The sequence below is a fragment of the Streptomyces erythrochromogenes genome, assembly GCF_040684695.1.
In the GTDB taxonomy this organism is placed as follows: Bacteria; Actinomycetota; Actinomycetes; order Streptomycetales; family Streptomycetaceae; genus Streptomyces; species Streptomyces erythrochromogenes_C.
Window position 1 is genome coordinate 111,460 of record NZ_JBFBGM010000001.1, and the last position, 24,060, is coordinate 135,519.

General features: G+C 74.4%; 24 protein-coding genes. 8 read left to right on the forward strand and 16 right to left on the reverse strand.

What is annotated here, in order from left to right:
• Nucleotides 1–51 precede the first annotated feature (51 nt).
• A complete protein-coding gene (gene entS / locus AB0O53_RS00410; RefSeq protein WP_365192376.1) occupies nucleotides 52–1,362 on the reverse strand; it encodes an enterobactin transporter EntS in 1,311 nt (436 codons plus the stop codon).
• 84 nt (nucleotides 1,363–1,446) lie between these two features.
• The gene (locus tag AB0O53_RS00415; protein ID WP_350991856.1) at nucleotides 1,447–1,728 is read right to left on the reverse strand and encodes a phosphopantetheine-binding protein; all 282 of its coding nucleotides are present in this window, start codon (nucleotides 1,726–1,728) and stop codon (nucleotides 1,447–1,449) included.
• Nucleotides 1,729–1,806: 78 nt separating this feature from the next.
• Between AB0O53_RS00415 and AB0O53_RS00420 the strand changes: the two genes are divergently transcribed.
• On the forward strand, nucleotides 1,807–2,286 hold the full coding sequence (locus AB0O53_RS00420; RefSeq protein ID WP_365192378.1) for a GNAT family N-acetyltransferase: 480 nt from the start codon (nucleotides 1,807–1,809) through the stop codon (nucleotides 2,284–2,286).
• A 64-nt stretch (nucleotides 2,287–2,350) separates the two neighbouring features.
• Here the strand turns inward: AB0O53_RS00420 and AB0O53_RS00425 are convergent, their stop codons facing one another.
• The 6 genes from AB0O53_RS00425 to AB0O53_RS00450 form a co-directional block, all read right to left on the reverse strand.
• A complete protein-coding gene (locus AB0O53_RS00425) occupies nucleotides 2,351–2,566 on the reverse strand; it encodes an MbtH family protein (protein ID WP_136231034.1) in 216 nt (71 codons plus the stop codon).
• Between the two features lie 102 nt (nucleotides 2,567–2,668).
• Nucleotides 2,669–5,440 (reverse strand): condensation domain-containing protein, encoded by a 2,772-nt coding sequence (locus tag AB0O53_RS00430; protein WP_365192380.1) that lies wholly within the window; start codon nucleotides 5,438–5,440, stop codon nucleotides 2,669–2,671.
• Between the two features lie 3 nt (nucleotides 5,441–5,443).
• Nucleotides 5,444–6,913, reverse strand: a complete 1,470-nt coding sequence (locus AB0O53_RS00435; RefSeq protein ID WP_365192382.1) for a lysine N(6)-hydroxylase/L-ornithine N(5)-oxygenase family protein — start codon at nucleotides 6,911–6,913, stop codon at nucleotides 5,444–5,446.
• A 499-nt stretch (nucleotides 6,914–7,412) separates the two neighbouring features.
• Entirely contained in the window at nucleotides 7,413–8,339 is a 927-nt protein-coding gene (gene argB, locus AB0O53_RS00440; RefSeq protein WP_350991863.1) for an acetylglutamate kinase, read from the reverse strand.
• Nucleotides 8,336–8,911: an isochorismatase family protein gene (locus tag AB0O53_RS00445; RefSeq protein ID WP_350991865.1), complete on the reverse strand. Its 576-nt coding sequence runs from the start codon at nucleotides 8,909–8,911 to the stop codon at nucleotides 8,336–8,338. Before AB0O53_RS00445 ends, argB begins: the two co-directional genes overlap by 4 nt.
• Nucleotides 8,912–8,978: 67 nt before the next feature.
• Nucleotides 8,979–9,599 carry a hypothetical protein gene (locus AB0O53_RS00450; protein WP_365192384.1) on the reverse strand — a complete coding sequence of 207 codons (621 nt, stop codon included), beginning with the start codon at nucleotides 9,597–9,599 and terminating at the stop codon, nucleotides 8,979–8,981.
• A 287-nt stretch (nucleotides 9,600–9,886) separates the two neighbouring features.
• Here AB0O53_RS00450 and AB0O53_RS00455 point away from each other — a divergent pair, with 287 nt between their 5' ends.
• Nucleotides 9,887–10,891, forward strand: a complete 1,005-nt coding sequence (locus AB0O53_RS00455; RefSeq protein ID WP_365192386.1) for an ATP-binding cassette domain-containing protein — start codon at nucleotides 9,887–9,889, stop codon at nucleotides 10,889–10,891.
• On the forward strand, nucleotides 10,888–11,703 hold the full coding sequence (locus tag AB0O53_RS00460; RefSeq protein ID WP_350991871.1) for an ABC transporter permease: 816 nt from the start codon (nucleotides 10,888–10,890) through the stop codon (nucleotides 11,701–11,703). Before AB0O53_RS00455 ends, AB0O53_RS00460 begins: the two co-directional genes overlap by 4 nt.
• 41 nt (nucleotides 11,704–11,744) lie before the next feature.
• On the opposite strand, the gene AB0O53_RS00465 is transcribed toward AB0O53_RS00460, so the two are convergent.
• The 6 genes from AB0O53_RS00465 to AB0O53_RS00490 form a co-directional block, all read right to left on the reverse strand.
• Nucleotides 11,745–12,560, reverse strand: a complete 816-nt coding sequence (locus tag AB0O53_RS00465) for a VOC family protein (protein WP_365192388.1) — start codon at nucleotides 12,558–12,560, stop codon at nucleotides 11,745–11,747.
• A 23-nt stretch (nucleotides 12,561–12,583) separates the two neighbouring features.
• Nucleotides 12,584–13,333, reverse strand: coding sequence for a hypothetical protein (locus tag AB0O53_RS00470; protein ID WP_350991875.1), 750 nt, complete (start codon nucleotides 13,331–13,333; stop codon nucleotides 12,584–12,586).
• Nucleotides 13,334–13,453: 120 nt separating this feature from the next.
• Entirely contained in the window at nucleotides 13,454–14,074 is a 621-nt protein-coding gene (locus AB0O53_RS00475) for a mycothiol-dependent nitroreductase Rv2466c family protein (RefSeq protein ID WP_365192390.1), read from the reverse strand.
• A 24-nt stretch (nucleotides 14,075–14,098) separates the two neighbouring features.
• Complete coding sequence (locus AB0O53_RS00480) at nucleotides 14,099–15,244, reverse strand: ABC transporter substrate-binding protein (protein ID WP_350991879.1); 1,146 nt, start codon at nucleotides 15,242–15,244, stop codon at nucleotides 14,099–14,101.
• 184 nt (nucleotides 15,245–15,428) lie between these two features.
• Complete coding sequence (locus tag AB0O53_RS00485) at nucleotides 15,429–18,284, reverse strand: SpoIIE family protein phosphatase (RefSeq protein WP_365192393.1); 2,856 nt, start codon at nucleotides 18,282–18,284, stop codon at nucleotides 15,429–15,431.
• Nucleotides 18,281–19,351 carry a helix-turn-helix transcriptional regulator gene (locus AB0O53_RS00490; RefSeq protein WP_350991883.1) on the reverse strand — a complete coding sequence of 357 codons (1,071 nt, stop codon included), beginning with the start codon at nucleotides 19,349–19,351 and terminating at the stop codon, nucleotides 18,281–18,283. Before AB0O53_RS00490 ends, AB0O53_RS00485 begins: the two co-directional genes overlap by 4 nt.
• A 62-nt stretch (nucleotides 19,352–19,413) precedes the next feature.
• On the opposite strand from AB0O53_RS00490, the gene AB0O53_RS00495 reads away from it, so the two are divergent.
• Complete coding sequence (locus AB0O53_RS00495; protein WP_350991885.1) at nucleotides 19,414–20,601, forward strand: epoxide hydrolase family protein; 1,188 nt, start codon at nucleotides 19,414–19,416, stop codon at nucleotides 20,599–20,601.
• A 45-nt stretch (nucleotides 20,602–20,646) separates the two neighbouring features.
• Here AB0O53_RS00495 and AB0O53_RS00500 read toward each other — a convergent pair whose 3' ends face one another.
• Together AB0O53_RS00500 and AB0O53_RS00505 are read right to left on the reverse strand one after the other, a co-directional pair.
• On the reverse strand, nucleotides 20,647–21,042 hold the full coding sequence (locus AB0O53_RS00500) for a hypothetical protein (protein ID WP_350991887.1): 396 nt from the start codon (nucleotides 21,040–21,042) through the stop codon (nucleotides 20,647–20,649).
• Nucleotides 21,043–21,191: 149 nt separating this feature from the next.
• Nucleotides 21,192–21,635: a VOC family protein gene (locus AB0O53_RS00505; protein WP_350991889.1), complete on the reverse strand. Its 444-nt coding sequence runs from the start codon at nucleotides 21,633–21,635 to the stop codon at nucleotides 21,192–21,194.
• A 94-nt stretch (nucleotides 21,636–21,729) separates the two neighbouring features.
• On the opposite strand from AB0O53_RS00505, the gene AB0O53_RS00510 reads away from it, so the two are divergent.
• The 4 genes from AB0O53_RS00510 (at nucleotide 21,730) to AB0O53_RS00525 (ending at nucleotide 23,900) form a co-directional block, all read left to right on the forward strand.
• Nucleotides 21,730–22,311, forward strand: coding sequence for a TetR/AcrR family transcriptional regulator (locus AB0O53_RS00510; protein WP_350991890.1), 582 nt, complete (start codon nucleotides 21,730–21,732; stop codon nucleotides 22,309–22,311).
• Between the two features lie 114 nt (nucleotides 22,312–22,425).
• Nucleotides 22,426–22,848 carry an aspartate 1-decarboxylase gene (panD, locus tag AB0O53_RS00515; RefSeq protein WP_350991891.1) on the forward strand — a complete coding sequence of 141 codons (423 nt, stop codon included), beginning with the start codon at nucleotides 22,426–22,428 and terminating at the stop codon, nucleotides 22,846–22,848.
• Nucleotides 22,849–22,881: 33 nt separating this feature from the next.
• Nucleotides 22,882–23,268, forward strand: coding sequence for a GNAT family N-acetyltransferase (locus AB0O53_RS00520; protein ID WP_365192396.1), 387 nt, complete (start codon nucleotides 22,882–22,884; stop codon nucleotides 23,266–23,268).
• Nucleotides 23,262–23,900 carry an arylsulfatase gene (locus AB0O53_RS00525; RefSeq protein WP_365192398.1) on the forward strand — a complete coding sequence of 213 codons (639 nt, stop codon included), beginning with the start codon at nucleotides 23,262–23,264 and terminating at the stop codon, nucleotides 23,898–23,900. The genes AB0O53_RS00520 and AB0O53_RS00525 overlap by 7 nt, the downstream gene beginning before the upstream one ends.
• Nucleotides 23,901–24,060: the final 160 nt, after the last annotated feature.

Genomic DNA, 24,060 nt, shown 5'->3' on the forward strand with positions numbered 1-24,060 from the left:
GGACGGCGGCCGGCCGGGGGTGTCCGGGGGTGTAGGGGGCGGCGGAGGGGATCAGACGCGCGGGGCGGCCGCGGCGGCGGTGTCCTCGGCGCCGGGCGGCGCGTCGTCGTCGGCGCCGGGGGCGGGGAGCGTGGCCTTGCGCAGTCCGGGTACGGCGACCGCGACCGCGACGGCGGCCGCGGCGCAGACCGCGCCGTTGAAGATCGCTGCCCCGGCCGGGCTGAACCAGCGGGCGATGGCGGCGACTTCGGCGTCGCCGACGATGTCGCCGCTGGTGCCCTGGGCGGTGATCACGCTGACGATGCGGCCGCGCATGTGGTCCGGGGTGTGGTGCTGCACCAGGGCGTATTCGAGGATCTCGTACACGGTTCCGGCGGCGCCGCCGACGGCCAGCAGGGCGAAGGCGAGCACGGGGTCGCCGCTCAGCCCGAAGCCGAGGGTGGCCAGGCCGCCGGTGAACGCGGCGGCCAGCAGCAGCCGTCCGGGGCGGGCGGCGCGGCCCAGCCAGCCGCTGGTGGCCGAGACCAGGACGGCGCCGACGGCCGGGGCGGTGTAGAGCAGGCCGAGCATGACCTCGCCGCCGTCGAACCGGCGGTCCACCATCTCCGGGAACAGCACCACGGGCACGTTGAAGACCGCGGTCACGCCGCCGAGCAGGACCAGGCCGCCCACCACGCGGTCGCGCAGGGCGAAGCGGAAGGCCGCCAGCGGGGACCGGAAGCGCTTGCCGTCGCCGTCCTCCTCGTCCTCGGCGACGCCGGGGGGAAGCGGGCGGACGCGGGTGATCAGCAGGGTGGTGAGGGCGGTGGTGACGGCGGTGAAGGTGAACACCGGCGCGGGACCCCACGCGGCCAGCAGTACGCCGCCCAGGAACGGCGCGCTGATGGAGCCGATCTCGCCGGTGAGGGACATGAGCGCGCCGGCGGCCGGCAGCTGGTCGTCGCGGACCAGGCCGGGAGCGGCGGCCATCAGCGCGGTGACGCTGACGCCGGTCGCCAGCCCGTCCCAGGCGACGCACAGCTGGATCGCCCACAGGGACGGTTCGGGGAGGTAGGCGTTGACGGCGAGGCCCGCGAAGGCGAGCGCGGCCGCGCCCCGCGCCCACAGGATCAGCGTGCGCCGGTCCGTGCGGTCCGCCATCACGCCGCCCCACAGCGACCCGACCAGCACGCTGATGCTCATGATCATGCTGACCACGGCCACCTGGAAGGTGGACCGGCTCATGCCCCACACCTGCGCGGACAGGGCGACGGTGGCCATGCCCAGGCCGAACAGCGACACCACGCGGGCGATGAAGACCGCGCGGAAGTCGCGTGAGGCGCGCAGCGGTTCTATGTCGATGACGAGGTCGCGCAGGGACACGGGGGACTCCGGGGGAGATACGGGAACGGCGGGGACGAGGGGGCGGGGGCGGGGCGGGACGTTGCCGGAAGGCGCGGACTCCGGTCAGGCGGCGGGCGCCAGGAGTTCGGCCCATTCCCGCAGCGTGGGCCGCTCGGCCAGGTCGACGAAGGCGATCTGCGCGCCCTCGGTCCGCCAGCGGGACACCAGGGACATCAGCCGGATGGAGTCGAGCCCCTGGTCGAGCAGGTTCTCGTCGGGGTCGATCTCCTCGGGTTCGGCGCACAGCACGTCCGCGACGTCCTGGAGGAGCCGGTCGAGGCCGAACGGGCCTTCGGGGGCGGGCGTCAGGGCGTCGTTCGGCGCGGCGGTCGGGGAGACGGTCATGGCAGGTGACTTCCTCTGTGAGGGACGGATCGGGGTGCCTCACCATCGGAGTGCTTAGGTAAGGCTAACCTAACTTCTGTGATTCCAGTTGCAGTCGAACTCCCCGCGGCACCGGTCCGTCCGGCCCGCCCGGGAGACGCACACGCTCTCTTCGCCCTCTCCCGGACCTTCGTCGCGTCCGGGGAGCTGAGGCCCCGTCCCCTCGGCCACTACCGCGCCCGCACGGGGGAGTTCCTCCTGATGGAGGGAACCGCCCCCGGCAGCGCTCTGGCCGGCTGTGTCGGCGTACGGGACGAGGGGTACGGCGACGCCGTGCTCCACAACTTCTGTGTGGCCCGCGGCAGTCAGGGCAGGGGGATCGGGTCGGCGCTGCTGCGGGACGCCCTCGGGCGCGCCCGCGGACACCGCGCGACCCGGGTGTTCACGGCGACGACGGGACCCGCCGTGCTGTTCGTGCGGCACGGCTTCGTCCCCGCGGAGCCGGAACAGGCGCCCGCCGCATGGGCGGCGGCCCTGGACCCGGCCCGGGGATCACGGGTCTACGTACGGACGCTGTGACGCCCGCTCGGGGGCGGTGCGGGCGGAGATCCCGCCCGCACCGCCCCCGAGCGGCAGCAGGGGCTCAGCGGGCGGATTCGGCCGCCACGAGGCTCGCGGGCCGCATGTCGGTCCAGTGCTCCTCGGTGTAGGCGGCGCAGCCCTCCCGGCTGTCCTCGCCGTGCACGACGCGCCACCCGTCCGGCACCGCGGCGAAGGCGGGCCAGAGCGAGTGCTGGTTCTCGTCGTTGACGAGCACGAAGTAGCGGGCGTCGTCGTCCTCGAAGGGGTTCGTGGCCATGGGGGTGTCTCCTCGTTCGCAGGGGGCAGCGGGTCGCTGCGCCGCTGGGGCGGTGTGTCGGTGGGTGGATGGATCGGTGCCGGACGGCGGGACGGGGCCCGCTCAGCCGGCGGGTGCGGCGAAGCGGGCCGCCAGCGTGGTCGCCGCCTCGGAGAGTCCGGCCGCCTCGGAGGCGTCGAACAGGGCGGTGGACCAGCGCCAGTGCACGCTCACGCGGTGGCCGCCGCCGGGACCCGGAGCGACCGTCGCCGTCAGTTCCACGGGCCCGGTCAGCGGCGGATCGCCGCGCAGCGCCCCGAGTGCGGCCCACTCCCCGTCCGGGGCCGGGCCCCAGCCGGGGGCGGAGTCCGGTGCGTGCAGGGCCGCGCGCCTGCGGTAGGCGACGCCGCGGCCGGGGGTGCCGGCCGGCAGCGCCGACGTCTGGGGGTTCAGGTGGCGCAACTGCTCCTGGCCGCGGCCCCCGTCGGGGACAGCCGCCAGCAGCCGCCGTACGGGCTCCGGGCCGTCGGGGTCCAGCGGCAGCCGCACCCCGTGCACGGTCGACAGCCGCCCGGCGGTGCGGGGGGCCGCCCCCGGACGGGGAAGCTCCAGCTCGACGGGCAGCCGCGCACCGTCGTGCAGCCGCGGCCGTCCGGCGGCGGTGCGGGCCAGGGCGGCCAGCAGCACCACGTCGACCGGGTGCGGCCCCGGCGGTCCGGCGGGCACCTCGAACCGGGTGACGATCCGGTGACCGCCCTCGGCCGCGGGCCAGGCCCGGGCCGCGGGTCCGTCCGCCAGCTCGGTCCAGTACGGCAACTCCCGCACCCGGGCAGGGGACTGGGCCGCGGTGGCCAGTCCGGAGGCCCAGGCGGTCAGCCCGCCGGGCCGCCCGAGGACCTCCGGTGCGCCGCCGGAGCCGGCGAACCAGCCGTACAGCACGGGGAGTTCCGCCAGCAGCAGCTGCCACGAGACGTCGTCGACGCACAGGGCGTGCGCGGTCAGCAGCAGCCTGCCCGGCTCCGCCGGACCGGCGTCGAACCAGGAGGCCCGGAACACCGAGGCCGCCGCCGGATCCAGCGCGTCCCCGGCCGCCCGCGCCGCCGCGGTGACCAGCAGGTCCCGGGCGTCGGGCGCCAGGCCCGCCACCGGGTAGCGGCGCAGGGCCGTCGCGTCGGTGACGGCGGGCGCCTCAGCGGCCGTCCGGACCTCCTGGCTCCAGACGCCGTGCGCCCGGTGCAGGGCCAGGCGCAGCGCCGGGTGGCGGCGCGCCAGCGTGGTCAGGGCGCGGCGCAGCGGAGCCGTCCGCAGCCCCGCCGGCACCTCCAGCAGGACGTGTTCGTGGGCGCCTTCGGCGGGCCCCGGTGCCTCCCGCAGCCGGTGGGCGGCGGGCAGCAGGGTCAGCGGACCCGCCTCGTGGTCCCCGGCCGGCACGGGCACCGGTCGCACGGCGTCCGCCGCCGCACCGGACGGCGCGGGGGCGTCGCCGCCCGGCCGGACGGCGGTGATCCGCCCGACGGGCGTGCGCGGCCGCCGGGCCAGTCCGGCGAGCAGTGCGGCGAACCCGGCCGCCTCGGACTCCAGTTCGGCAGGTTCGTACAGTGCGGGGTTGGCGTCCAGATCGAGGCGGAGCAGGCCCTCGGGGGAGCGGGAGGCCGAGACGGCGAGGTCGTCCACCGGCCCCGAGGCCAGGCTGACGACCCGGCCGGGCACCCCGGCGAAGTCGAGCTCGGTCTCGAACGGCCGCAGGTTGACCAGCGGCCCGGGCACCCGGGCACCGGCGTGGGCGGGCCAGACGGCCCGCGCCACCTCGGTGCCGCGCACCCGCTGGTGCCGCCGCAGGAACGCGGTCTCCGCGGCCGCCCGCGCCAGCAGGTCCCGGAAGGTGTCGGCCGGTCCGGCCGCGATCCGTACGGGCAGGATGTTCACGGCCGCGGCCGGGACCCGGAGCGTGCCGGGGGCCGTACGGGCCGCCGCGTACACGGCGAGCAGCGCCTCCGCCGCCCCCGTCCGCGCGGTGGTGTGCGCGGCCGTGGCCGCGAGCACGGCCTCGCCCCAGGTGACGCCCGCGCTCCGGGCGGCGGTCTCGACGGCGGCGGTGTCGGCCGCGTCGAGGAGCACGGTACGGCGCAGTGCCGTGTCGGCGGGCGGCGCGCTGCGCCCGCGCAGCGGCGCGGGCAGCGCGGCCCCGGCCAGGTGGCGGGTCCAGGCGGCCAGGTCGGAGCGGCGTTCGGCGGAGGCGGCGTACGCGCTCTCCGCCTCGACGAGCGCGGTCACCGGGGCGAACGGCGACGGCCCGGCGGGACGTCCGCGCACGGCCGCCGTGTACAGCTCGGCGATGCGGTGGTTGAGCAGGGCGAGCCCGTGTCCGTCCACGGCGAGCTGGTGGAAGAACTGCACCAGCAGGTGGTGCCCGGGGCCGACCGTGACGAGCACGCTCCCGGCCAGGTCGGGAACGTCCCCGGGGGCCGGCGGATCGGTGAGCAGGTCGAGCCGGGGCGGGCAGGCGAGCTGGCCGCGGACCAGGCCCAGCGCGGCGGCCACCGGGTCGGCGGCGCCGGAGGTGTCGAGCAGGGCGGGCCGCCGGGGGCGTCCCGGGGAGCGCACGGGGGACTGCCGGGGGCCGTCGTCGCCCCGGGTCAGCCGGAACCGCAGCCAGGGGGCCTCGTCGAGGGCGGCGGCCACCGCGTCCCGCAGGGCCTCGGTGTCGACGGGCCCGGCGAGTTCGACGTACTGGCCGACGTTGTGCCCGGCGTACCCGGGAGCGGCGGACTGCGCCGCCAGGAACTCGGTCTGCGCCGCGGTCAGCGGTACGGCGTCCGGTGCGCCGGCGGCGGGCACCGCGGGCGCGGAGGGGGCGGCCGGTGCGGCCGGGGTGGGGGAAGAGGTGGCGGACACGTGTCAGCTCCGGATTCCCGAGGGACGGGGGGCGGCTCCGGCGGCGGCCGCCGCCAGCCGGTCGCGGCCGGTCCGCACCGCGCGCTCCGCGCCGCTCAGCAGCAGGGAGTCGCAGATCTCGCCGGACCTGACGGCCAGGGTGGAGAGCAGGGAGGAGGTGAGGCCGTGGGTGTGCTCCGTGCCCGCGCCCTGGAGGTAGATCCCGGCGCGCAGCCGCGGGGTCGTGAGGACCCGGTGGTCGCGGCCTATCCGCAGCCGCCCGCGGCCGTCGGTCAGGCACTCCTCGACCAGGTCGCCGAGGAGGTCGCGCGGGTCCGGGGCGCCGTAGCCGGTGGCGTACACCACGGCGTCGCAGTGCAGTTCGGCGGCGGTTCCGTCGATCAGCGAGCGGACGGTGGCGCGGACCCCGCCCGCCTCCTCGCGGACGTCGGCGACCTCGCTGGTGTTCAGGATCCGCAGCCGTTCGGTGCCCGAGACCTTCTCCTGGTACACGGTCCGGTACAGCTGGGTGATCAGGTCCCCGTCCACCACCGAGTAGTTGGTGTTGGCGTGGTAGCCGAGGAGCTTGTCCTTGACCTCCTCCGGCGCGGCGTAGAAGTCGTCCACGGCGGCCGGGTCGAAGATCCGGTTGGCGAAGGGGCTGTCGTCGGCGGGGCTGTAGCCGTAACGGGCGAAGACGGCGCACACCTCGGCCTCGGGGAAGGTCCGGTGCAGGTGCTCGGCGGCCTCGGCGGCCGACTGGCCCGCGCCGACCACCACGAACCGGCGGTGCGTGAGCGAGGTCAGGGAGCGGGTGCGGTGCAGCAGTTCGCTGGTGTGCCAGATGTGCTCGCCGCGGCTCACGCCCTCGGGGACCCGGGGCAGCAGTCCGGTGCCGAGCACGAGGTTGTGCGCGTACAGGGGCGCCCCGCCGGCGGTGTCCGGGCCCGCGGTGTCCGGGCCCGCGGTGTCCGTGCCCGCGGTGTCCGTGCCGGCCGGCCGGTGGTGGACCTCCAGGACCTCCAGGGCGTCCGGGTCCGTCCCGGGCAGGTCGCGGGCCGCGGCCACCCGGGTGGCGTCGGTGCCGTAGGAGACCTGCGCGGCGAAGTCCTCGGCGCACCACCGGAAGTAGTCGTGGAACTCGACCCGGGTGGGGAAGAAGGTCTTCTGGTTGATGAAGTCCGGCAGTCGCCCGTGCTCCTGGAGGTACTGCAGGAAGCTGTACGGGCTGGCCGGGTTCCGGAGGGTCACCAGGTCCTTGAGGAAGGACACCTGCATGGTGGCGCCGTCCAGCAGCATGCCCGGGTGCCAGCAGAAGGCCTCCTGGCGCTCGACGAACGCCGCCAGGACCGCCTCGTCGGCGGACCGCCGGGCGTTGTGCTCGGCCACGGCGATCGCCAGGGCCAGGTTGGCGGGGCCGAAGCCGATGCCCACCAGGTCCCGGACGACGGGGAACCGGTCCCCGGACCCGGTGTGCGTATGTGGTGCGGACATGCCCATCCTTCCTCGGACTTACCTGGCTACTTAGGTAAGGCTGACCTAACGTCACTGATCGTTCGGGGTGTGTCAAGTCACCCCAGGTCACCCGGCCGAAGGCATGGCGAACCGCCAACCGCCGTAGCTTTCCCGGAGGTTGGTTCAGGGGCAAGATCGGGCCGCGGGCCGGGTGCGCGCCCCGGCGGGCGCCGCCCCGGCCGTCCCGAGCGGCGCGAATCGGCCGCCGGAGATCCCGGAAGGCCGGGAAATCCGGGCATCGGGGCCGGCGTCGCGGGTCTCGCGGCGCGGTGCGGGCCGCGGCCGGCGGTGGCTCGTACGCGCCCTGGGGAATCCCGCTTTCAGGGCGTCCCGTTGGATGCGGTCGGCCTTTCGTTTGGACGGCTTCCCGGCGCGGGGGCGCCCGGCGACCGCCCGCCCAACGCGTGCCCGGCCCGGACGACTTGGAGCCCGGACGGCTACCCGCGGGTAGCCGTCCGGGCCCTCCTTCGGCGCCCGATCAGGGGTCGGGCACCACGCAGGTGCCGACCGGGGTGTCGCTGAAGACCTCCAGCAGCAGCGAGTGCGGCACCCGCCCGTCGAGCACGTGCGCCATGGCCACCCCGCCGCGGACCGCCCGCAGGCAGCCCTCCATCTTCGGGGCCATGCCGCCGTCCAACGACGGCAGCAGGGCGGCCAGTTCCGCCGCGGTCAGCCGGTCCACCACGGAGGTGCCGCGCGGCCAGTCGGGGATCAGCCCCGCCACGTCCGTCAGCATCACGAGCTTCTCCGCGCCCAGGGCGGCCGCCAGGGCCGCCGCGGCCAGATCGGCGTTGACGTTGTAGACCTGCCCGTCCGTGCCGCGGGCCACCGGCGAGATCACCGGGATGCGGCCCCGGTCCAGCAGGGCCCGCACCGTGTCCGGGTCCACCGAGACCACCTCCCCGACCAGGCCGATGTCCACCTCGCGCCCGTCGACGAGGGCCGGGCGCCGCACCGCCGTGAGCGTGCGGGCGTCCTCGCCGGTCATGCCGACGGCGAACGGGCCGTGCTCGTTGACCAGCCCCACCAGGTCCCGCTGGACCTGGCCGGCCAGCACCATCCGCACCACCTCCATCACCTCGGGGGTGGTGACCCGCAGCCCCGCCGCAAAGGACACCTCCAGATCCAGCCGCCGCAGCAGCGAGCTGATCTGGGGTCCCCCGCCGTGCACCACGACCGGCCGCAGCCCGGCGTACCGCAGCGACACCACGTCCGCCGCGAACGCCCGTTTGAGCTCCTCGTCGACCATCGCGTTGCCGCCGAACTTCACCACCACCGTGCGGTCCCGGTAGTGCTCCAGCCACGGCAGCGCCTCGATCACCGTGCGCGCCCGCCCCTGCCCGCGCCGGTCGTGGGCGGCCGTGGCCGAGGGAGGGCGGGCCGGTGCGGGGGGAGGGGTCGTCATGGGCCTGCCATTTCCTGGATGAGGGTTCGGGTGGTGCGGACCACGCCCCACCGGGCGGCGGTCCAGCGGATGGCGAGGGCGTGGTCCTCGGGGCCGACGTCGGCGACGGCGTCCGCCGCCACGAAGGGCTGGATGCCGTGCATCCGCGCGTCGGCCGCCGTGAGCAGCACGCCGCCCGCGGCGAACAGGCCGCACAGCAGCAACTGGTCGCGGCCGGTGAGGGCGAGGACGCGGCGCAGGTGGCTGCGCAGGAAGGCGTTCTCGCGGACGTAGGTGATCACGTGGTCGCCGCGTTCGGGGACCAGCGGGTCGTCGGGGTCGGGGCCCGCCCCCGGCGCGTGGCCGAAGACGACGGGTACCCGGCGGGCCCGGGCCTCCCGGCGCAGCGCGGCGGCGTTGGCGAGCAGCTCGCCGCCGGGCGCCGCGGTCGCCGGGAACGACCGCAGGAACTGCGGCTGCATGCCGAGGATCAGCAGGGCCGCCCGGCCGGGTTCGACGGTCCAGGCGTGTGACGAGGGCGGGAGCGCGGCCTCGTCGGGCATCGGATAGGGCGTGACGTTGGACAGGTCCATGACCGGGGTCCCCCTCGCACGGGGCGGCCGGTCGTCGCCACCCCCAATTGACTTAGGTAAGCCTAACCTAATGCGAGCGGTTCCCGGTGGGGGAGAGCAGCGGATCGTCCAGTTGCACGAGGCGGTAACGGCGGTCGCCCGCCGGGGCCTTGCCCTCGGCGGGGTGCGCGACGCGCCCGCCGCGGCCCGTACGGGCCTCCCGCGCCGTCCGGGAGCGCATCCGCTGGGCCGCCTCCAGCAGCGCCTCCACTCCGGGAGTGGTCCGCCGCAGCCGGTTGAAGCGGCGGACGGAGAAGCCGGCCAGCCGGCCGGCCACCGGCCAGGCCGCGCCCCGCCCCACGGCGTCCAGGACGACCCGCAGCATCGCCGGCGTGGCACCGCCGTCCGCCGTCAGGCCGTGTCCCGCGGCCAGTGCGCGCGCCGCCCGCAGTGCCACCGCGAACGCCTCGTCCTGCTCCAGCCACCCGCGCAGCATCCGCTCCGGCACCCCGGCCGCCACGGCGATCGCCGGCTCCTCCAGTCCCTGGGCGGCTGCCCGCAGAGCCTCGGCCATCCGTGCCACGGTGTCGTCGCGCTGGCTCGGGGGCCGCCCCAGGGCCTCCCGCAGCGCCTGCTCGGCCTCGTCGCGGGCGGCCAGCCAGGCGACGACCCGCGCCGCGCTCTCGGCCCGCTCGGCGGACCCTCTCATCCCGGCCGGCGTGCTCGGCCCGGCCATGTGCTCGTACACGGTCTTCCCCGATCGGTCAGGTGTACCTGACACCGAAGAATCGGCCGTCCGCGACCCGCGCGCCCGCCGTTCCGCCGCCGGGCCGCCACCCAGGCAAGGGGGTTGGAGGGATCTGGCCTCTCCGTTGTCCGGCCGGCGGCACCGGCCCGCGCCGGCCGGGCGGTCCGCCCGGCCGGACAATGTCAGTGGCGTGCGTCACAGTTGAGGGAAGTGACAGCAGCACGTACCTCCCGTCCGGGGTGATCTCCATGCAGTACGCGATCCGGGCCGAAGGCCTGGCGAAGCGCTTCAAGCAGACCCGCGCACTGGCCGGCGTGGACCTCCAGGTGCCCGCCGGCAGCGTCCTCGGCCTGCTCGGACCCAACGGCGCGGGCAAGACCACCGCCGTCCGCATCTTCGCCACCCTCCTCCAGCCCGACGAGGGCCGCGCGGAGGTCGCCGGGTACGACGTCGTCCGCCAGGCCGGCCGGGTGCGTTCGTCGATCGGGCTCACCGGCCAGTACGCCGCCGTCGACGAGAACCTGACCGGCACGGAGAACCTGCTGATGATCGGGCGGCTGCTCGGCATGCCGCGCGGTGCGGCCCGGTCCCGGGCCGCCGAGCTGCTCGACCGCTTCCGGCTGGTCGAGGCGGCCGGCCGGGCCACCAAGACGTACTCGGGCGGCATGCGGCGGCGCCTGGACCTCGCGGCGAGCCTGGTGGGGCGGCCGCGGATCCTCTTCCTCGACGAGCCGACCACCGGGCTCGACCCGCACAGCCGCGGCGAGGTGTGGGACATGCTGCGCGGCCTCGTCGCCGAGGGGGTCACGGTGCTGCTGACCACGCAGTACCTGGAGGAGGCGGATCGGCTGGCCGACAGCATCGTCGTGATCGACAAGGGCACGGTGATCGCCGACGGCACTCCCGACGAGCTGAAGGCGCAGGTCGGCGGCCAGGTGCTGCAGCTGCGGCCGGCCCGGGCCGCGGACCTCGCCCCGGCGCACGCCCTGCTCGCCGAGACCGCGGGCCCCCTGGCCGAGATCGACGGCGACGCGATCACCGTGCCCGTCAAGGACCCGGAGCTGATGCCGAGCGTGGTGCGCCGGCTGGACCGGGCGGGCATCGCGGTGGCCGAGCTGACCCTGCGGCGCTCGTCGCTCGACGAGGTGTTCATGGTCCTGACCGGCCACCGGGCGCAGCAGCGGACCACCGCGGGCGACGGCGACGAAGACGGTGACGACGAGCAGTACGCGACCGCAGGGAGCCTGTCATGACCACCGCCTCCGCCCCCGCGACCGGAACTCTCGGCGGCAGCGGCCGCGTGCGCCCCCTGGCGGCCCTGCGGCAGACCGCGACGCTCGCCTGGCGCAGCCTGGTCTCCGTCAAGCACAACCCGCTGGAGCTCGTCGACTACAGCATCTCGCCGATCATGTTCGTCTTCCTGTTCACCTTCGTCTTCGGCGGGCAGATGGCCGGATCCCCGCAGGCGTACCTCCAGTACGCGCTCGCCGGGATCATCGTCCAGAACACGCTCTTCATGAGCATGTACACGGCCATGGCGCTGAACACCGACCTCACCAAGGGCGTCTTCGACCGCCTCCGCAGCCTGCCCATCGCCCGCTCGGCGCCGCTCCTCGGGCGCATCACGGCCGACCTGGCCAAACAGCTCTGGGCGATGCTCCTGATGATCGCTCTCGGCACCCTCCTGGGCTTCGAGATCACCGGCGGCGCCGCCGGGTTCGTCGGCGGACTGCTGCTCCTGCTGGTCTTCGCCGCGGCCATGTCGTGGACGGCGGTGCTGATCGGGATGCTGGCCGGCGACGCGGAGAAGGTACAGGTCTTCGCCTTCACGCTGATCTTCCCGATCACCTTCACGAGCAGCGCGTTCGTGATGGTCGACACCATGCCCGGCTGGCTCCAGGCCTGGGTGAACGTCAATCCCGTCACCCAGCTGTCGGACGCCTTCCGCGGACTGCTCCTCGGCACCCCCGCCGGCGAGCCGATCATGTGGTCCCTGATCTGGGCGGCGGGCATCGCGATCGTCTTCGCCCCGCTCGCGATGCGGGCGTACCGCTCCCGGGTCTGACCCCTCCCGGCTCCGGCTGCGCACGGCCTCCGGGCTCCGGGTCAGCCCGACGACGGGGCCAGCACCACGAAGTCCGCGCCCGCCGGGTCGAGGCAGACGGCCAGCCGCCCGACACCCTCGGCGTCCTCCGGCCCCATCTGCACGCTGCCGCCGTTCCCGGTGACCGCGGCGACCGCCGCGTCGCAGTCGGTGACGGCGAAGACGGGGTGCCAGTACGGCCGCCCGCCCGCCGTGGCCAGGTGTTCGGCGGGCAGCTCCATCACCCCGCCGTGCATGCGTTCCGCGGGCTGTCCGGCCGGCGTGACCAGGGCGTACGTACCTCCGCCGCCCGGCAGCTCCATGTCGCTGAACCACCAGCCGAAGACCCCGCCGTAGAAGTCCTTGGCCGCCGCCGCGTCGCTCGTGTACAACTCCGTCCACGACAGCGAGCCCGGCTCGTCGACCAGCTCGACGCCCTTGCTGATCCCCGGCTGCCAGACGGCGAACTGGCCGCCCAGCGGGTCGCTGTACTGGGCCATCCGCCCCCACTCGTCGAGGTCCCTCGGCGCGACCCGCACCGTGCCCCCGGCGCGCTCGACGGCCGCGGTGGCGGCGTCGGCGTCGGGCACGCTGTAGTAGATCATCCAGGCCGGGCGGGCCCCTTCCTCGGTGAGCCTGCCGAGTCCGGCGACGACCTTCCCGTCCTTCCGGAACATCCCGCCCTCCATGTCCTCGCCGTCCTCGCCGTCCTCGCCCCCGCCCATGGACTCGTAGTCCCAGCCGAGCACGGCCCCGTAGAACGCGGCCGCGGCGGGCACGTCGGGAACGCCGAGGTCGATCCAGCAGGGGGCGCCCGCGGCGAAGTCAGTGGTGATCATGGTGGTCCCTTTCGCGCGGTGCGCTACTGGAGCTCGGACAGGTCGACGGTGTCGGCGGGCGCGGGCGGCTTGGGCCGGACCGGCTCGTCGAAGGCGGAGAAGGTGGCGGCCACGCGCTCGCCGGAGGCCTTGGCGCCCTGGATGCGCAGGAGGTACGGCTCGTCCTGAGTGGACACCTGGTAGGTGCCGGTGTCCCCGCCGCGCTTGCCGGTGACGGTGATGGCCGGACGGCCGTCGACGCTGGTGCGCGCGCCCTTCGTCAGCTGCTCGCTCGCCGGCTTCGAGGAGAACTCGGACTTGAAGTAGTCGAGATCGCAGAACTGGGCGAAGTCGCGCAGCATGATGTTGTCCGTGGTGCCGTGCAGGTAGCGGCCGTCGATCAGCGCGATCGCGTCCTCGGCCGCGGCGGGCGGGACCTGCGCCCGCAGCAGAGCGTCGTCGAGCTTCATCCACACGTCGTTGCCGCGTTTGATCACGTCGGCCCTGCCGGACCCGCCGGGCGGCGTGACGCTGCCGACGCAGTTGCCCGCCTCGTCGAAGCGGATGTCCAGCCCGGTGGTGCCCGAGCCCTCGGTCACCTTGGCCACCATGCGCATGGAGGTGACCTCCGACATGGCCTTGCGCGAGGCGTCGGCGATGGCCTGCGCGCTCTTGTCGGCCATGCCGTTGTCGTCGGCCAGTGCGGTGCCCGTGCCGGCGCCCGCGAACACGATCAGACAGACGGTTCCCGCAGCCCCGCGGCGGAGCGCGGCTGCTGCCCGGGGTGCGGACATCGGGCGTCACCTCCCTCGGACCGCCACCGGGTGGCGCCGGGTGACGCCCTGCCTCCGGTGCGGCCGGTCACCGGATCAGCGTAGGGCGGTGCCGCCGACCCCGCAGCCCGGGCGCCCGCCTCAGTCGGTGGGCTCGAACCGGGGCTCCCCGGTACGGGTGCGCTTGACCTCGTAGAAGCCCGGAACCCCGGCCATCAGCAGCAGACCGTCCCACAACCGGCCGGCCGCCTCCCCCGTGGGCGCGGGGGAGAGGACCGGACCGAAGAAGCCGACCCGTTCGCCGCCCGGCAGGACGACCGACACCACCGGGGTTCCGATGCTGCCGCCGGCCACCGCGACGGCCTGCGCGTGCGAGGACCGGACGGCCGCGTCGTACTGCGTGGAACCGGCGGCCTCGGCGATCTCCTCCGGCAGTCCGGCATCGGCCAGGGCCCCCGTCAGGTTCCCCCAGTCGCCCTGGAGGTGGAAGCGGGTGCCCATCGCCGTGAGGAGGTCACCGAGCGCCCGCCGGCCGAACCGCTCCTCGACCGCGGCGCAGACCCGCACGGGCGCCCACATGTAGTCCTCCCACTCGCCCTCCGGGTTGTCGTCCCGGTGCTCGTTGAGCACCGACAGGCTCATCACCCGCCAGTGGACGGTCACCGGCCGCACCTTGGTGACCTCCACCAGCCACCTGGAGGTGATCCACGTGTACGGGCAGACGGGGTCGAACCAGAAGTCCACGCTCCGCTGTTCGGTCATCGATGTGCGCTCCTCACGCGGCCGTCAGCCCGCGACGGCGTCGGCCCAGTTCCGGTCGACGGTCCGCCCCGCCTTCGCCTGCTGCTCCTCCGTCGGGAACGCCGGTGTGCCCTCCACCGTGGGCAGCTTGTCCGCCAGGCTCTTGTCGAGGGTGCCGTTCTCCCTCATGGACTCCATCAGGACGGGGCGCGCGTACGCCCCGAGCCGGAGGTTCTGGCCCTCCGGACTGAACAGGTACTCCTGCCACAGCCGTGCCGCCGCGGGGTGCGGGGCGTCCTTGTTGATGCCTTGCGCGTAGTACTGCGCGAAGCTGCCGTCGAAGGGGATGGAGGTCCGCCAGTCCACGTCCGCGCCCTTCCTGCGGAACTCGTCGGCGTAGGCGAGGTTGAGGAAGTCCCAGTCGATGCTGATCGGGGTCTGCCCCTTCTCGATGGTGGCAGGGGTCGATTCGACCGGGATGAAGTTGCCGTTCCTGCTGAGTTCGGCGAAGAAGTCGATGCCCGGCCGGATGTTGTCGAAGGAGCCCCCGTTCGCCAGGGCCGCCGCGTACACGCCCGCGAAGGCGGAGCCCGACTTCGTCGGGTTGCCGTTGAGGGAGACCTGGCCCTTGTACTCGGGTTTGCGCAGGTCGGCGAAGGTCGCGGGGCAGGTCGTGACGCGCTTGGCGTCGCAGCCGATGGAGACGTAGCCGCCGTAGTTGTTGTACCAGCGGGCCCGCGGGTCCTTCTGCTCGTCGGGGATGTCGTCCCACGGGGCGACCTCGTACGGGGTGAGCAGACCCTGGCGGGCCGCGGACGGCGCGAAGGTGCCGCCCACGTCGATCGTGTCGGGAGCGGTCCCGTCGCGCCTGTGCTCCTTGAGGACGTCGATCTCGTCCTGGCTGGAGCCCTCCGGGTTCTCGACGGCGACCTCGATCCCGTACTTCTTCTCGAAGCCGTCGATCAGCGCCCCGTAGTTCGCCCAGTCCCGCGGGAGGGCGATGGTGTTGAGCGCCCCCTCCTTCTTCGCCGCCGCGGTCAGCGCCGCCATACCGCCCGCGTCCGCGGCGGAGGTGGCCACCGCGGGCGCCCGGGGCGGTTCGGGGGGCCTGTCCCCGCAGGCGCCGAGGGGCCCCGCGGCGAGGGCGAGGCCGGCGGCGACGGCGGCTGTCCGGAGACGAGGTGCGGGCACAAAGGCTCCATAACGGGCGGCACGTACTGATCCAGGCCAGCGTACGTGCGTCAGCCGCGACAGCGCAGTCCCGGCGGGTCGCGCCGCAGCCCGTCCTGCGCCCGACGTACCGCAGTGCCCCCGGGAACTCCCCGGGAACTCCGCGGAACTCCCGCCGAACTCCCGGGAACGGCCCGCGACGGGGTCAGAAGGGCTCGTCGTCCCACGCCGCGAGCAGAGCCGCCCCGAGGTCCTCCCCGTCCGCGGACGATTCCGCCTGGAGGGCCTGCTCACTCCAGATGATCTTGCCGCGGTCGGTGTAGCGGGTGCCCCACCGCTCGGCGAACTGGGCGACCAGGAACAGACCCCGCCCGCCCTCGTCGGTGTCCTCGGCCCGGCGCAGGTGCGGGGAGGTACTGGACCCGTCGGACACCTCGCAGACCAGGCTGCGGTCGTACAGCAGCCTCACCCGGATGGGCTGCGATCCGTAGCGGACGGCGTTGGTGATCAGCTCGCTGAGGATGAGTTCGGTGGTGAAGGCGATGTCCTCCAGGCCCCACTCCGCCAGCCGGCGGGCGCAGGCGTTGCGCACCGGGGACACGGCCGCCGGATCGGACCGCACCTCCCACTCGGCGATCCGGTCCGGATCCAGCCGGCGGGTGCGGGCGACCAGCAGCGCGATGTCGTCGCTCTGCCCGCTGGGCAGCATCGCGCCGATCACCGCGGCGCAGGTCTCCTCCGGGGTCCGGGCGGGCCCGGCCAGGGCCGCGCCCAGCACGGCCAGGGCGGCGTCGACGTCCCGGTCGCTGTTCTCCAGCAGCCCGTCGGTGAAGAGCACCAGCTGGGCCCCCTCGGGCACGGTCACCGTCGCGGTCTCCATGGGCATCCCGGCGCCCAGCCCCAGCGGCGGCGAGACCGCAAGCTCGGGGAAGGACACCGTTCCGTCGGGGTGGACGACGGCGAGCCCCGGATGCCCGGCCGTCGCGGCGGTCACCTGCCCGGAGACGGAGTCGTAGACGGCGCACAGGCAGGTGGCACCCGTCAGGCCCTGCCATTCCTGCTCGCCGGCCCCCTCGTCGGTGTCGATGTGCGCGACCAGTTCGTCCAGGTGGCTCAGGAGCTCGTCCGCCGGCAGGTCGAGCGTCGAGAAGTTGTGCATGGCGGTGCGCAGCCGGCCCATGGTGGCGGCGGCGTGCAGACCGTGCCCGACGACGTCGCCGACCACCAGGGCCACCCGGGCGCCGGGCAGCGGGATGACGTCGAACCAGTCCCCGCCCACCCCGGCCTGGGCGGGCAGGTAGCGGTGGGCGACCTCGACCGCGGACTGGTCCGGCACGCCCCGCGGCAGCAGGCTGCGCTGCAGCGTGACGGCCATGGTGTGCTCGCGCGTGAAGCGGCGGGCGTTGTCGATGGACAGCGCCGCCCGGGCCGTCAGCTCCTCGGCGAAGGACACGTCCTCCTCCTCGAACGCCGGGGAGGGCCCCACCCGCCAGAAGCCGGCCATCCCCAGCAGCACCCCGCGGGCCCGCAGCGGGACGGCGATGACGGAGTGGACGCCCTGGTCCAGCATGCGCTGGGACCGGGCGGGGTCCTGGGCCATCCAGTCGCGGGTGCCCCGCAGGTCCGCCACCCGCACCGCGTGCTCTCCCGCCACCCCGATCGCCATCGGGCTGGTCGGGACGAACCGGATCAGCTCGCCGACGGGATAGAGGGGATGCGGGTTCTGCGCCGCGACCACGGCGGTGCGGCGCATCTCCGTACCCGGCTCGGGCGGCTCGTCGCCGTGCAGCACCGGGTCCAGCAGGTCGACCGAGGCGATGTCGGCGAACCTCGGGACCGCCACCTCGGCCAGTTCCCCCGCGGTGCGCTCCACGTCCAGGGTCGTCCCGATGCGCACCCCCGCGTCGTAGAGCAGCTTCAGCCGCTCGTGGGCCACCTCGGCCCGGCCGGAGAGCGCCCGCAGCTCGGTGGTGTCCCGGAGGGTGACCACGGTGCCCGCCTGCCCGAAGGGTGCGGTGGGCCGGATGTTGACGGCCAGCAGCCGGTCGGCCGCCGTGTGCAGTTCGTCGGTGGCCGAGCGGCCCGAGGCGATCGACGTGGCGATCCCCTCCTCCAGGCCCAGCTCCGTGACGGGGCGCCCCTCCGCGTCGGCCGGGAGCTCCAGGAGCCGCCGCGCCTCGTCGTTGGCCAGCAACAGGCGCCCGCCGACGCCGACGATCAGCACGCCCTCCCGCACCGCGTGCAGCACCGCGTCGTGGTGCTCGTACATCCTCGTCATCTCCGCCGGCCCCAGGCCGTGGGTCCGGCGCAGCAGCCGACGGCTCACCAGGGCCGTCCCGCCGGCGGACAGGGCGAGCACGAGGGCGGCGGTGCCGATGACCACCGGCAGCTGCCGGTTCACCATGCTCTGCACGTTCGAGACGGTGACCGGGGACGCCACCACGGCGATGACCCGGCCCTGGGGGTCCTTGACGGGGACCGCCGAGACCACCGACTGCCCCAGGGAGCCCTTGAACGTCTCGGTGAAGGACTTGCCGGCCGCCGCCCTGGAGAACGGGCCGACCACGCGCTTGCCGATCTGCCGCGGGTCGCTGTGGGTGATGGTGACCCCGTCGAGCGTGTACACGTTGATGCCGTCCACCCCGGCGATCTTCCGCGCCGCCTGTGCGCTCGGCTGCAGTACGGCGCTCGGATCGGGACTGCGCAGGGCGGGGACGATGCCGGGGGACTCCGCGAAGGTGCCGGCGGCCGCGAGCGTACGGTGCCGGGCGTCCAGCATGGCGTCACTGCGGGCCTGCACCACGAGCGCCACCACCGCCGCGGCGACCAGGAGCACCACGACGACGAGCTGGAGGAGGAACACCTCGCCGGCCACGCTGCGCGCGCTCAGGAGGGAGGACAGCCGCTGCGGCTTGCGGACCCTGCTCGCCCAGGCCTGGGGGTGCTCCTGGGGTTCCCGGGGTTCCTGGCGATCTTCGGAACGGGGGGCTCCGGAGGCGGCGGAGGCGCGCTTGGCCGAGCCGGGCAGCACACGCCGGAGGTGTCCCAGGAAGACGCTCATAATCCATCTTCTAACCTCTCCGGCCCGTCGGCAGCGGGGAGCGGCGCCCGCCCCCGGTGCGCGGGGGTGATCCCGCGGTGTTTTTCACCCTCCGGGGGAGGCGTCCGGGCCGGATCCATGGCGGCGAGGCAGCGGGTGGCCTGGGCGTGGAGGGCCTCGGCGAGTCCGGGTGGGGCGTCGACGAGGGTGAAGTCGGTGTCGACCGAGGTGATCATCCAGGCGAGATCACGGCAGGTGTCGGCTCCCAGGTACAGCAGACAGCTGTGCTCGTCCACGGGCTCGACGACTCCCATCCCCGGCCAGACGCGGCCGGCGACCGCGGTGGCGGATGCATGCAGGGTGACGGTCGCCCGGACCGGCCAGGCCTGCGCCGACAGGCGGCGGGCCACGTAGCCGGCCGCGTCGTTCCCGGGGAGTTCACGGGGCGTGAACCGCGGACCTGCCGGAGTGCGGGGGACGAGCCGGTCGACGCGGAAGGTGCGCCAGTCGTCCCGGTCGGTGTCCCAGGCGACCAGGTACCAGTGGCGGCCGAAGCTGACCAGGCTGTGCGGCTCGGCCGAGCGGATGCAGGTGCCCAGGCGGGGGCCGGTGTACTCGAAGCGCAGCCGCTCGTGCCGGCGGCACGCCTCGGCGATGGTCATGAGGGTGTCCGCGGACACCGCGGGGGCCGGGACGGCGCCGGCCCGGACGGTGGCGCCGTGCAGGGTGGTGACGCGGTGCCGCAACCGCGCGGGCAGGACCTGTTCCAGCTTGGTGAGGGCGCGCAGACCGGCCTGCTCGACCCCGAGGACCGAGCCGTCGGCCCCGGTGCGCAGGCTGATCGCGACGGCCACGGCCTCCTCGTCGTCGAGCAGCAGCGGCGGCAGCCGGCCCCCGGGCCCGAGCCGGTAGCCGGCGGTGCCCTGGGTCGCGTGGACCGGATAGCCGAGGTCGCGCAGCCGCTGCACGTCGCGGCGCAGCGTGCGGCGGCTGACGTCGAGGCGTTCGGCGAGCTCGGTCCCGGACCATGCGCCGGGGGTCTGCAGCAGGGACAGCAGTCTCAGCAGCCGCGCGGAGGTTTCCAGCATGGTGCCAGGGTGCCGCACGCTTGGGAACGGAACTGTCCTAAGCGCACCCTAGCGTCCCGGCCATGACGAACACGATCCCCGGCATGGCGCCGTTCCGCATCGATGTCCCCCAGAGCCGGCTCGACGACCTCCGCTCCCGCCTCGCCGCCACCCGCTGGCCGGACGAACTGCCCGGTGTCGGCTGGAGCCGCGGCGTTCCGGTGGCCTATCTCAAGGGCCTGGCCGAACACTGGCTCACCGCCTACGACTGGCGGACGCACGAGGCCGAGTTGAACGCCCATCCCCAGTACCTGACCGACATCGAGGGGCAAAACGTCCACTTCCTGCATGTACGGTCGCCCGAGCCCGGTGCCACGCCGCTGGTGCTGCTGCACGGCTGGCCGGGCTCGGTGGCCGACTTCCTCGACGTCATCGGCCCGCTGTCCGACCCCCGGGCACACGGCGGCGAACCGGCCGAGGCCTTCCACCTGGTCATTCCCTCACTGCCGGGATTCGGCTTCTCCACCCCTCTCGCGGGGCCCGGAATGGGCGCGGCCCGCATGGCCGCGGTCCTCACCCGGCTGATGTCCCGCCTCGGCTACGCGCGCTACGGCGTGCACGGCTACGACACCGGTTCCTGGGTCGCCCCCCGGATGGGTGCGCAGGCCCCGGAGCGGGTGATCGGTGTCCACGTCAACGCCCTGCTCACGTTCCCGGTCGGGGCGGAGGGCGAGACGGACGGCCTCACCGAGGCCGATGAGCGGCGCCGGCAGGCCATGCAGGACTTCAACGACGGCTACCTGCAGTGCAACTCCAAGCGGCCGCAGACGGTCGGCTACGCGCTCACGGACTCCCCGGTCGGCCAACTCGCCTGGATGGTGGAGAAGTTCAAGGAGCTGACCGCCCCGGCGGACGGGCTGCCCGAGGACAGCATCGACCGGGACCGCATGCTGACGGCGGTCGCGCTGTACTGGCTGACCGGTACCGCCGCCTCGGCCGCCCAGATCTACTACGAGGAGATCTCCGCCGGCACGTGGGGCGAGGAGGAGAACGCGGACGACGCACCGGGAGCGGCGGCGGCCGGTGGGCGCGGGACCGTCCCGACTGCCGTCCTGCTCTCCACCCACGACGTGACCGTCCGCCGCTGGGCCGAACGCGACCACGACGTCGTGCGGTGGACCGAACTCGAGCGCGGGGGCCATTTCCTCGCGATGGAGGAACCGCAGGCCCTCGTGGACGACGTGCGCGGGTTCTTCGGCAGCCTGCTCTGACGGCGGGGCGTCCGTTCGCCGTTCGCCGTTCGTCCGGTCCGGGGCCTACGGCGTCAGTCGGTGGTAGGCGGACCGGGCGTGAGCGAGCCGGGCCAGGACGGTCCCCGTGCCGGCGGCCGCGAGGAGGCACACGATCCGGCCGAGGTCGTACGGGGCCTCCCAGGTGAGGGCGCCGATGGGGGCGGTGGCGTAGACGTTGAGCACGAGCCAGCACAGCAGGGCGGTCCCCGGTGCGGCGGTGAGGCGTGCTCCCGTGCTGACCAGGGCAGCGGTGATGGAGATCGCGACCAGGTCGAGGGTGGGGTCGCCCTCTCCGTCGAGGAAGTTGAAGACGGCGACCAGGGCGAAGGCGGTGGCGGCCGCGACGGCCCAGACCATCGACGTCGCGGTCGGATCGGGCACGGGACGGATGCCGGAGCGGACCCGCTTCCATTCGAGCATGCAAAGCCTCCTTCGCGCGGTTCCCGCTCCCTTGCGGTCGAACCGACTGACGCCGTCGCCCACTGTAACGGCGCGCACGGTGCGAGGAGTTCGTCATGTTCCGGCCCTACATGTCCATGGATGTGCCGATGCCTGATGCGGGGGCGGGGTCAGGCGGCGGTGTACTGGGCTGCGTACTCCTCATTCGGCGGGACGACGGTGATGACGTCGATCAGCACGCCGTCGGGGGCGCCGACGATGAAGTGGCGCTGGCCGAACTCCTCGGTCCGCAGCGGCGAGAGCGCGGACAGGCCGCCCGCCACCACGAGGCGCCGGTACTCGGCGTCCACGTCGTCCACCTCGAAGTTCAGCAGCAGGCCGCCCGAAAGAGCGGCCCGGTGGCCCTCGGGGACGGTCGGGTGGGAGGGGTCGAGGAGCGCCAGCTCGTACTGCGGCGCGTCCGCGCGGCGCAGGCTGACGTACCAGTCCGCCTCGAAGGTCACCTCGAAGCCGAAGTGGCGGGTGTAGAAGTCGCGGGACGCCGCGACGTCCCCCGTGGCGAGCACCGGGTAGAAGGAGCCGAGTCGGTTCGCGATCGCGGATTCGTTCGTCATGGCAGGGGCCTTCCGTCCATTTCGCATACCTTGGGTATGTGAACCATAGGGTTAGCATACCCCCGGTATGTGAAATGGGAAGGCGGTACGTGTGATGGCGGTCAACCGGGCCGAGCAGCGGGCGGCCACGCGGCGGGCACTGCTGGCCGAAGGGCGGCGGCGGTTCTCCGCCGACGGCTACCACCACGTGGTGCTGGCCGAGGTGGCGCAGGCCGTCGGGGTCACCAAGGGGGCCGCCTACCACCACTTCGACAGCAAGGCGGGGCTCTTCCGGGCCGTCGTCGCCCAGGTCCAACAGGATCTGGGCGACCGGGTCGCGGCCGCCGCCGAGCGGCACGACGACCTCTGGGAACAGCTCGGGGCCGGCTGCCGGGCCTTCCTGGCCGCGGGGACCGACCCCGCCGTGCGGCAGATCCTGCTGGTCGACGCCCCGACGGTGCTGGGCTGGGACGAGTGGCGGAGCCTGGACGAGGAGTCCTCCGCCCGGCACCTCACCGAGGCCCTGGCGGCGCTCGCCGCGGCCGGGGTCATCGCCGATCAGCCGGTGGAACCCCTGGCCCGGCTGCTCTCGGGGGCGATGAACGAGGCCGCGCTCTGGATCGCGCGGGGCGGTGACCCGCAGGACGCGGAGCGGGCGCTCGACCGGCTCCTGGCGGGACTGCGCGTCCCCGCATGAACCCGGCCGGAATCCGGCGGACTGCTGACCCGGCGGGCGAAGCGCTGTAGGCTGCGGAGAACGCCCTTGACCTGCATAAAGCGGGCAGGGAGCCGACAATCCGGGAGTTTCTCCATGCTGCGTACGATGTTCAAGTCCAAGATCCATCGGGCCACCGTCACCCAGGCCGACCTGCACTACGTCGGGTCCGTGACCGTGGACGCCGACCTGCTGGACGCTGCCGATCTGCTCCCCGGGGAGCTCGTCCACATCGTGGACATCACCAACGGCGCGCGGCTGGAGACCTACGTCATCGAGGGCGAGCGCGGATCCGGCGTGATCGGGATCAACGGCGCCGCCGCGCACCTGGTGCACCCCGGAGACCTCGTCATCCTCATCAGCTACGCCCAGGTCGAGGACGCCGAGGCCCGGACGCTGAAGCCCCGCGTCGTGCACGTCGACGCGGACAACCGGATCGTCGAACTGGGCGCCGACCCCTCCGCACCGGTACCGGGTACGGACCAGGAGCGCAGCCCCCACGCCGTCGCCGCCCGATAAGCCTCCGAAAAGTCAGAGAAGGAGCCGGGGACCATGCCCGAGAGCCCGAACAGCCCGAACAGCCCGAACGGCCCGAACGCGCCGATCGAGTTCCAGGACGAGCGCAAGGCCGGGCGGCTGCTCGCCGTCGAGGACGGGACGGCGGTCGGGTACATCGCCTACTTCGTGCTCGCCGAGCCGCCCCACGCCCTGGTGGCGGTGCACACGGTTGTCGAGCCGGGCCACGAGGGCCGGGGCATCGCCGGAGGCCTCGTGCGGACCTTCTACGGACTCGCCGGAGCCGAGGGCGTTCCCGTGGTGCCGCTCTGCCCGTATGCGGCGAGCTGGGCCGCCAAACACCCCGACGAGGCTCCCGTCGCGCCGGCCGAGGTGGTCGCGGCCGCCAAGGCACAACTGGCGGCCGACTCCACCCGGTGGTGACGGCCGCCGACCTGACCCTGCTGCACACCTCGCCGGTGCACGTCCCCGTCTTCGACGCGCTGCGCGACCGGCACCACCCGGGGGCCGTACTGCGGCACCTGGTGGTGCCGGAGCTGCTGGACCGAGCCCGCGCGCACGGGCCGGCGTCCGTGGCCCCGGCCCTGCGGGACCTGCTCGCCGGAGCCGGGCCGCGCCCCGTGCTGGTCACCTGCTCCACCATCGGGGCGACCGCCGAGGCGCAGGCCCCGGCCCTCGGCGCCCCGGTGCTGCGGGTGGACCGGCCGATGGCGGCCGCGGCCGTGCGCACGGGCCCGTGCATCGCCGTCCTCGCCGCCCTCGCGTCCACCCTCGCCCCGACCGCGGAACTGCTCGCCGAGGAGGCCGGAGGGCGGCCCGTGTCGGTCGCCACCCACCTCGTCGCCGGCGCCTGGGACAGCTTCGAGGCGGGGGACACCGCCGGCTACCTCACCCGGGTGGCCGAGGCCGCCGATACCGTCACCGGTGCGGACGTCATCGTCCTGGCCCAGGCATCCATGGCCGGCGCCGCCGGACTGGCCACGACCGGAACCCCCGTCCTGGCCAGTCCCCGGCCGGGCCTGGCCGCCGCGCTCGCCCTCTCGGCGGCGCCATAGGGGCGTACGGGACGCAAACGCGGGAAAGCGCCGTACATGGTGCGAAAACTGGAAGCCACGCAGCCGCCGGCCCCCGGGCCCGATCCGACGCCGGCCCCCACTCCGTTCCCGGACCCCGAGCCGATCCCGCGTCCCGTGCCGCCCGTCCCCGGGCCCGTAC

What these genes read in the sequence shown, in the direction of transcription:
- AB0O53_RS00415 (WP_350991856.1), bottom strand. Translation starts at nt 1,728, where the DNA reads ATGACCGTCTCCCCGACCGCCGCGCCGAACGACGCCCTGACGCCCGCC.
- AB0O53_RS00425 (WP_136231034.1), bottom strand. Translation starts at nt 2,566, where the DNA reads ATGGCCACGAACCCCTTCGAGGACGACGACGCCCGCTACTTCGTGCTC.
- AB0O53_RS00435 (WP_365192382.1), bottom strand. Translation starts at nt 6,913, where the DNA reads ATGTCCGCACCACATACGCACACCGGGTCCGGGGACCGGTTCCCCGTC.
- argB (WP_350991863.1), bottom strand. Translation starts at nt 8,339, where the DNA reads ATGACGACCCCTCCCCCCGCACCGGCCCGCCCTCCCTCGGCCACGGCC.
- AB0O53_RS00445 (WP_350991865.1), bottom strand. Translation starts at nt 8,911, where the DNA reads ATGGACCTGTCCAACGTCACGCCCTATCCGATGCCCGACGAGGCCGCG.
- AB0O53_RS00450 (WP_365192384.1), bottom strand. Translation starts at nt 9,599, where the DNA reads ATGAGAGGGTCCGCCGAGCGGGCCGAGAGCGCGGCGCGGGTCGTCGCC.
- AB0O53_RS00455 (WP_365192386.1), top strand. Translation starts at nt 9,887, where the DNA reads ATGCAGTACGCGATCCGGGCCGAAGGCCTGGCGAAGCGCTTCAAGCAG.
- AB0O53_RS00460 (WP_350991871.1), top strand. Translation starts at nt 10,888, where the DNA reads ATGACCACCGCCTCCGCCCCCGCGACCGGAACTCTCGGCGGCAGCGGC.
- AB0O53_RS00465 (WP_365192388.1), bottom strand. Translation starts at nt 12,560, where the DNA reads ATGATCACCACTGACTTCGCCGCGGGCGCCCCCTGCTGGATCGACCTC.
- AB0O53_RS00470 (WP_350991875.1), bottom strand. Translation starts at nt 13,333, where the DNA reads ATGTCCGCACCCCGGGCAGCAGCCGCGCTCCGCCGCGGGGCTGCGGGA.
- AB0O53_RS00475 (WP_365192390.1), bottom strand. Translation starts at nt 14,074, where the DNA reads ATGACCGAACAGCGGAGCGTGGACTTCTGGTTCGACCCCGTCTGCCCG.
- AB0O53_RS00485 (WP_365192393.1), bottom strand. Translation starts at nt 18,284, where the DNA reads ATGAGCGTCTTCCTGGGACACCTCCGGCGTGTGCTGCCCGGCTCGGCC.
- AB0O53_RS00490 (WP_350991883.1), bottom strand. Translation starts at nt 19,351, where the DNA reads ATGCTGGAAACCTCCGCGCGGCTGCTGAGACTGCTGTCCCTGCTGCAG.
- AB0O53_RS00495 (WP_350991885.1), top strand. Translation starts at nt 19,414, where the DNA reads ATGACGAACACGATCCCCGGCATGGCGCCGTTCCGCATCGATGTCCCC.
- AB0O53_RS00500 (WP_350991887.1), bottom strand. Translation starts at nt 21,042, where the DNA reads ATGCTCGAATGGAAGCGGGTCCGCTCCGGCATCCGTCCCGTGCCCGAT.
- AB0O53_RS00505 (WP_350991889.1), bottom strand. Translation starts at nt 21,635, where the DNA reads ATGACGAACGAATCCGCGATCGCGAACCGACTCGGCTCCTTCTACCCG.
- AB0O53_RS00510 (WP_350991890.1), top strand. Translation starts at nt 21,730, where the DNA reads ATGGCGGTCAACCGGGCCGAGCAGCGGGCGGCCACGCGGCGGGCACTG.
- panD (WP_350991891.1), top strand. Translation starts at nt 22,426, where the DNA reads ATGCTGCGTACGATGTTCAAGTCCAAGATCCATCGGGCCACCGTCACC.
- AB0O53_RS00520 (WP_365192396.1), top strand. Translation starts at nt 22,882, where the DNA reads ATGCCCGAGAGCCCGAACAGCCCGAACAGCCCGAACGGCCCGAACGCG.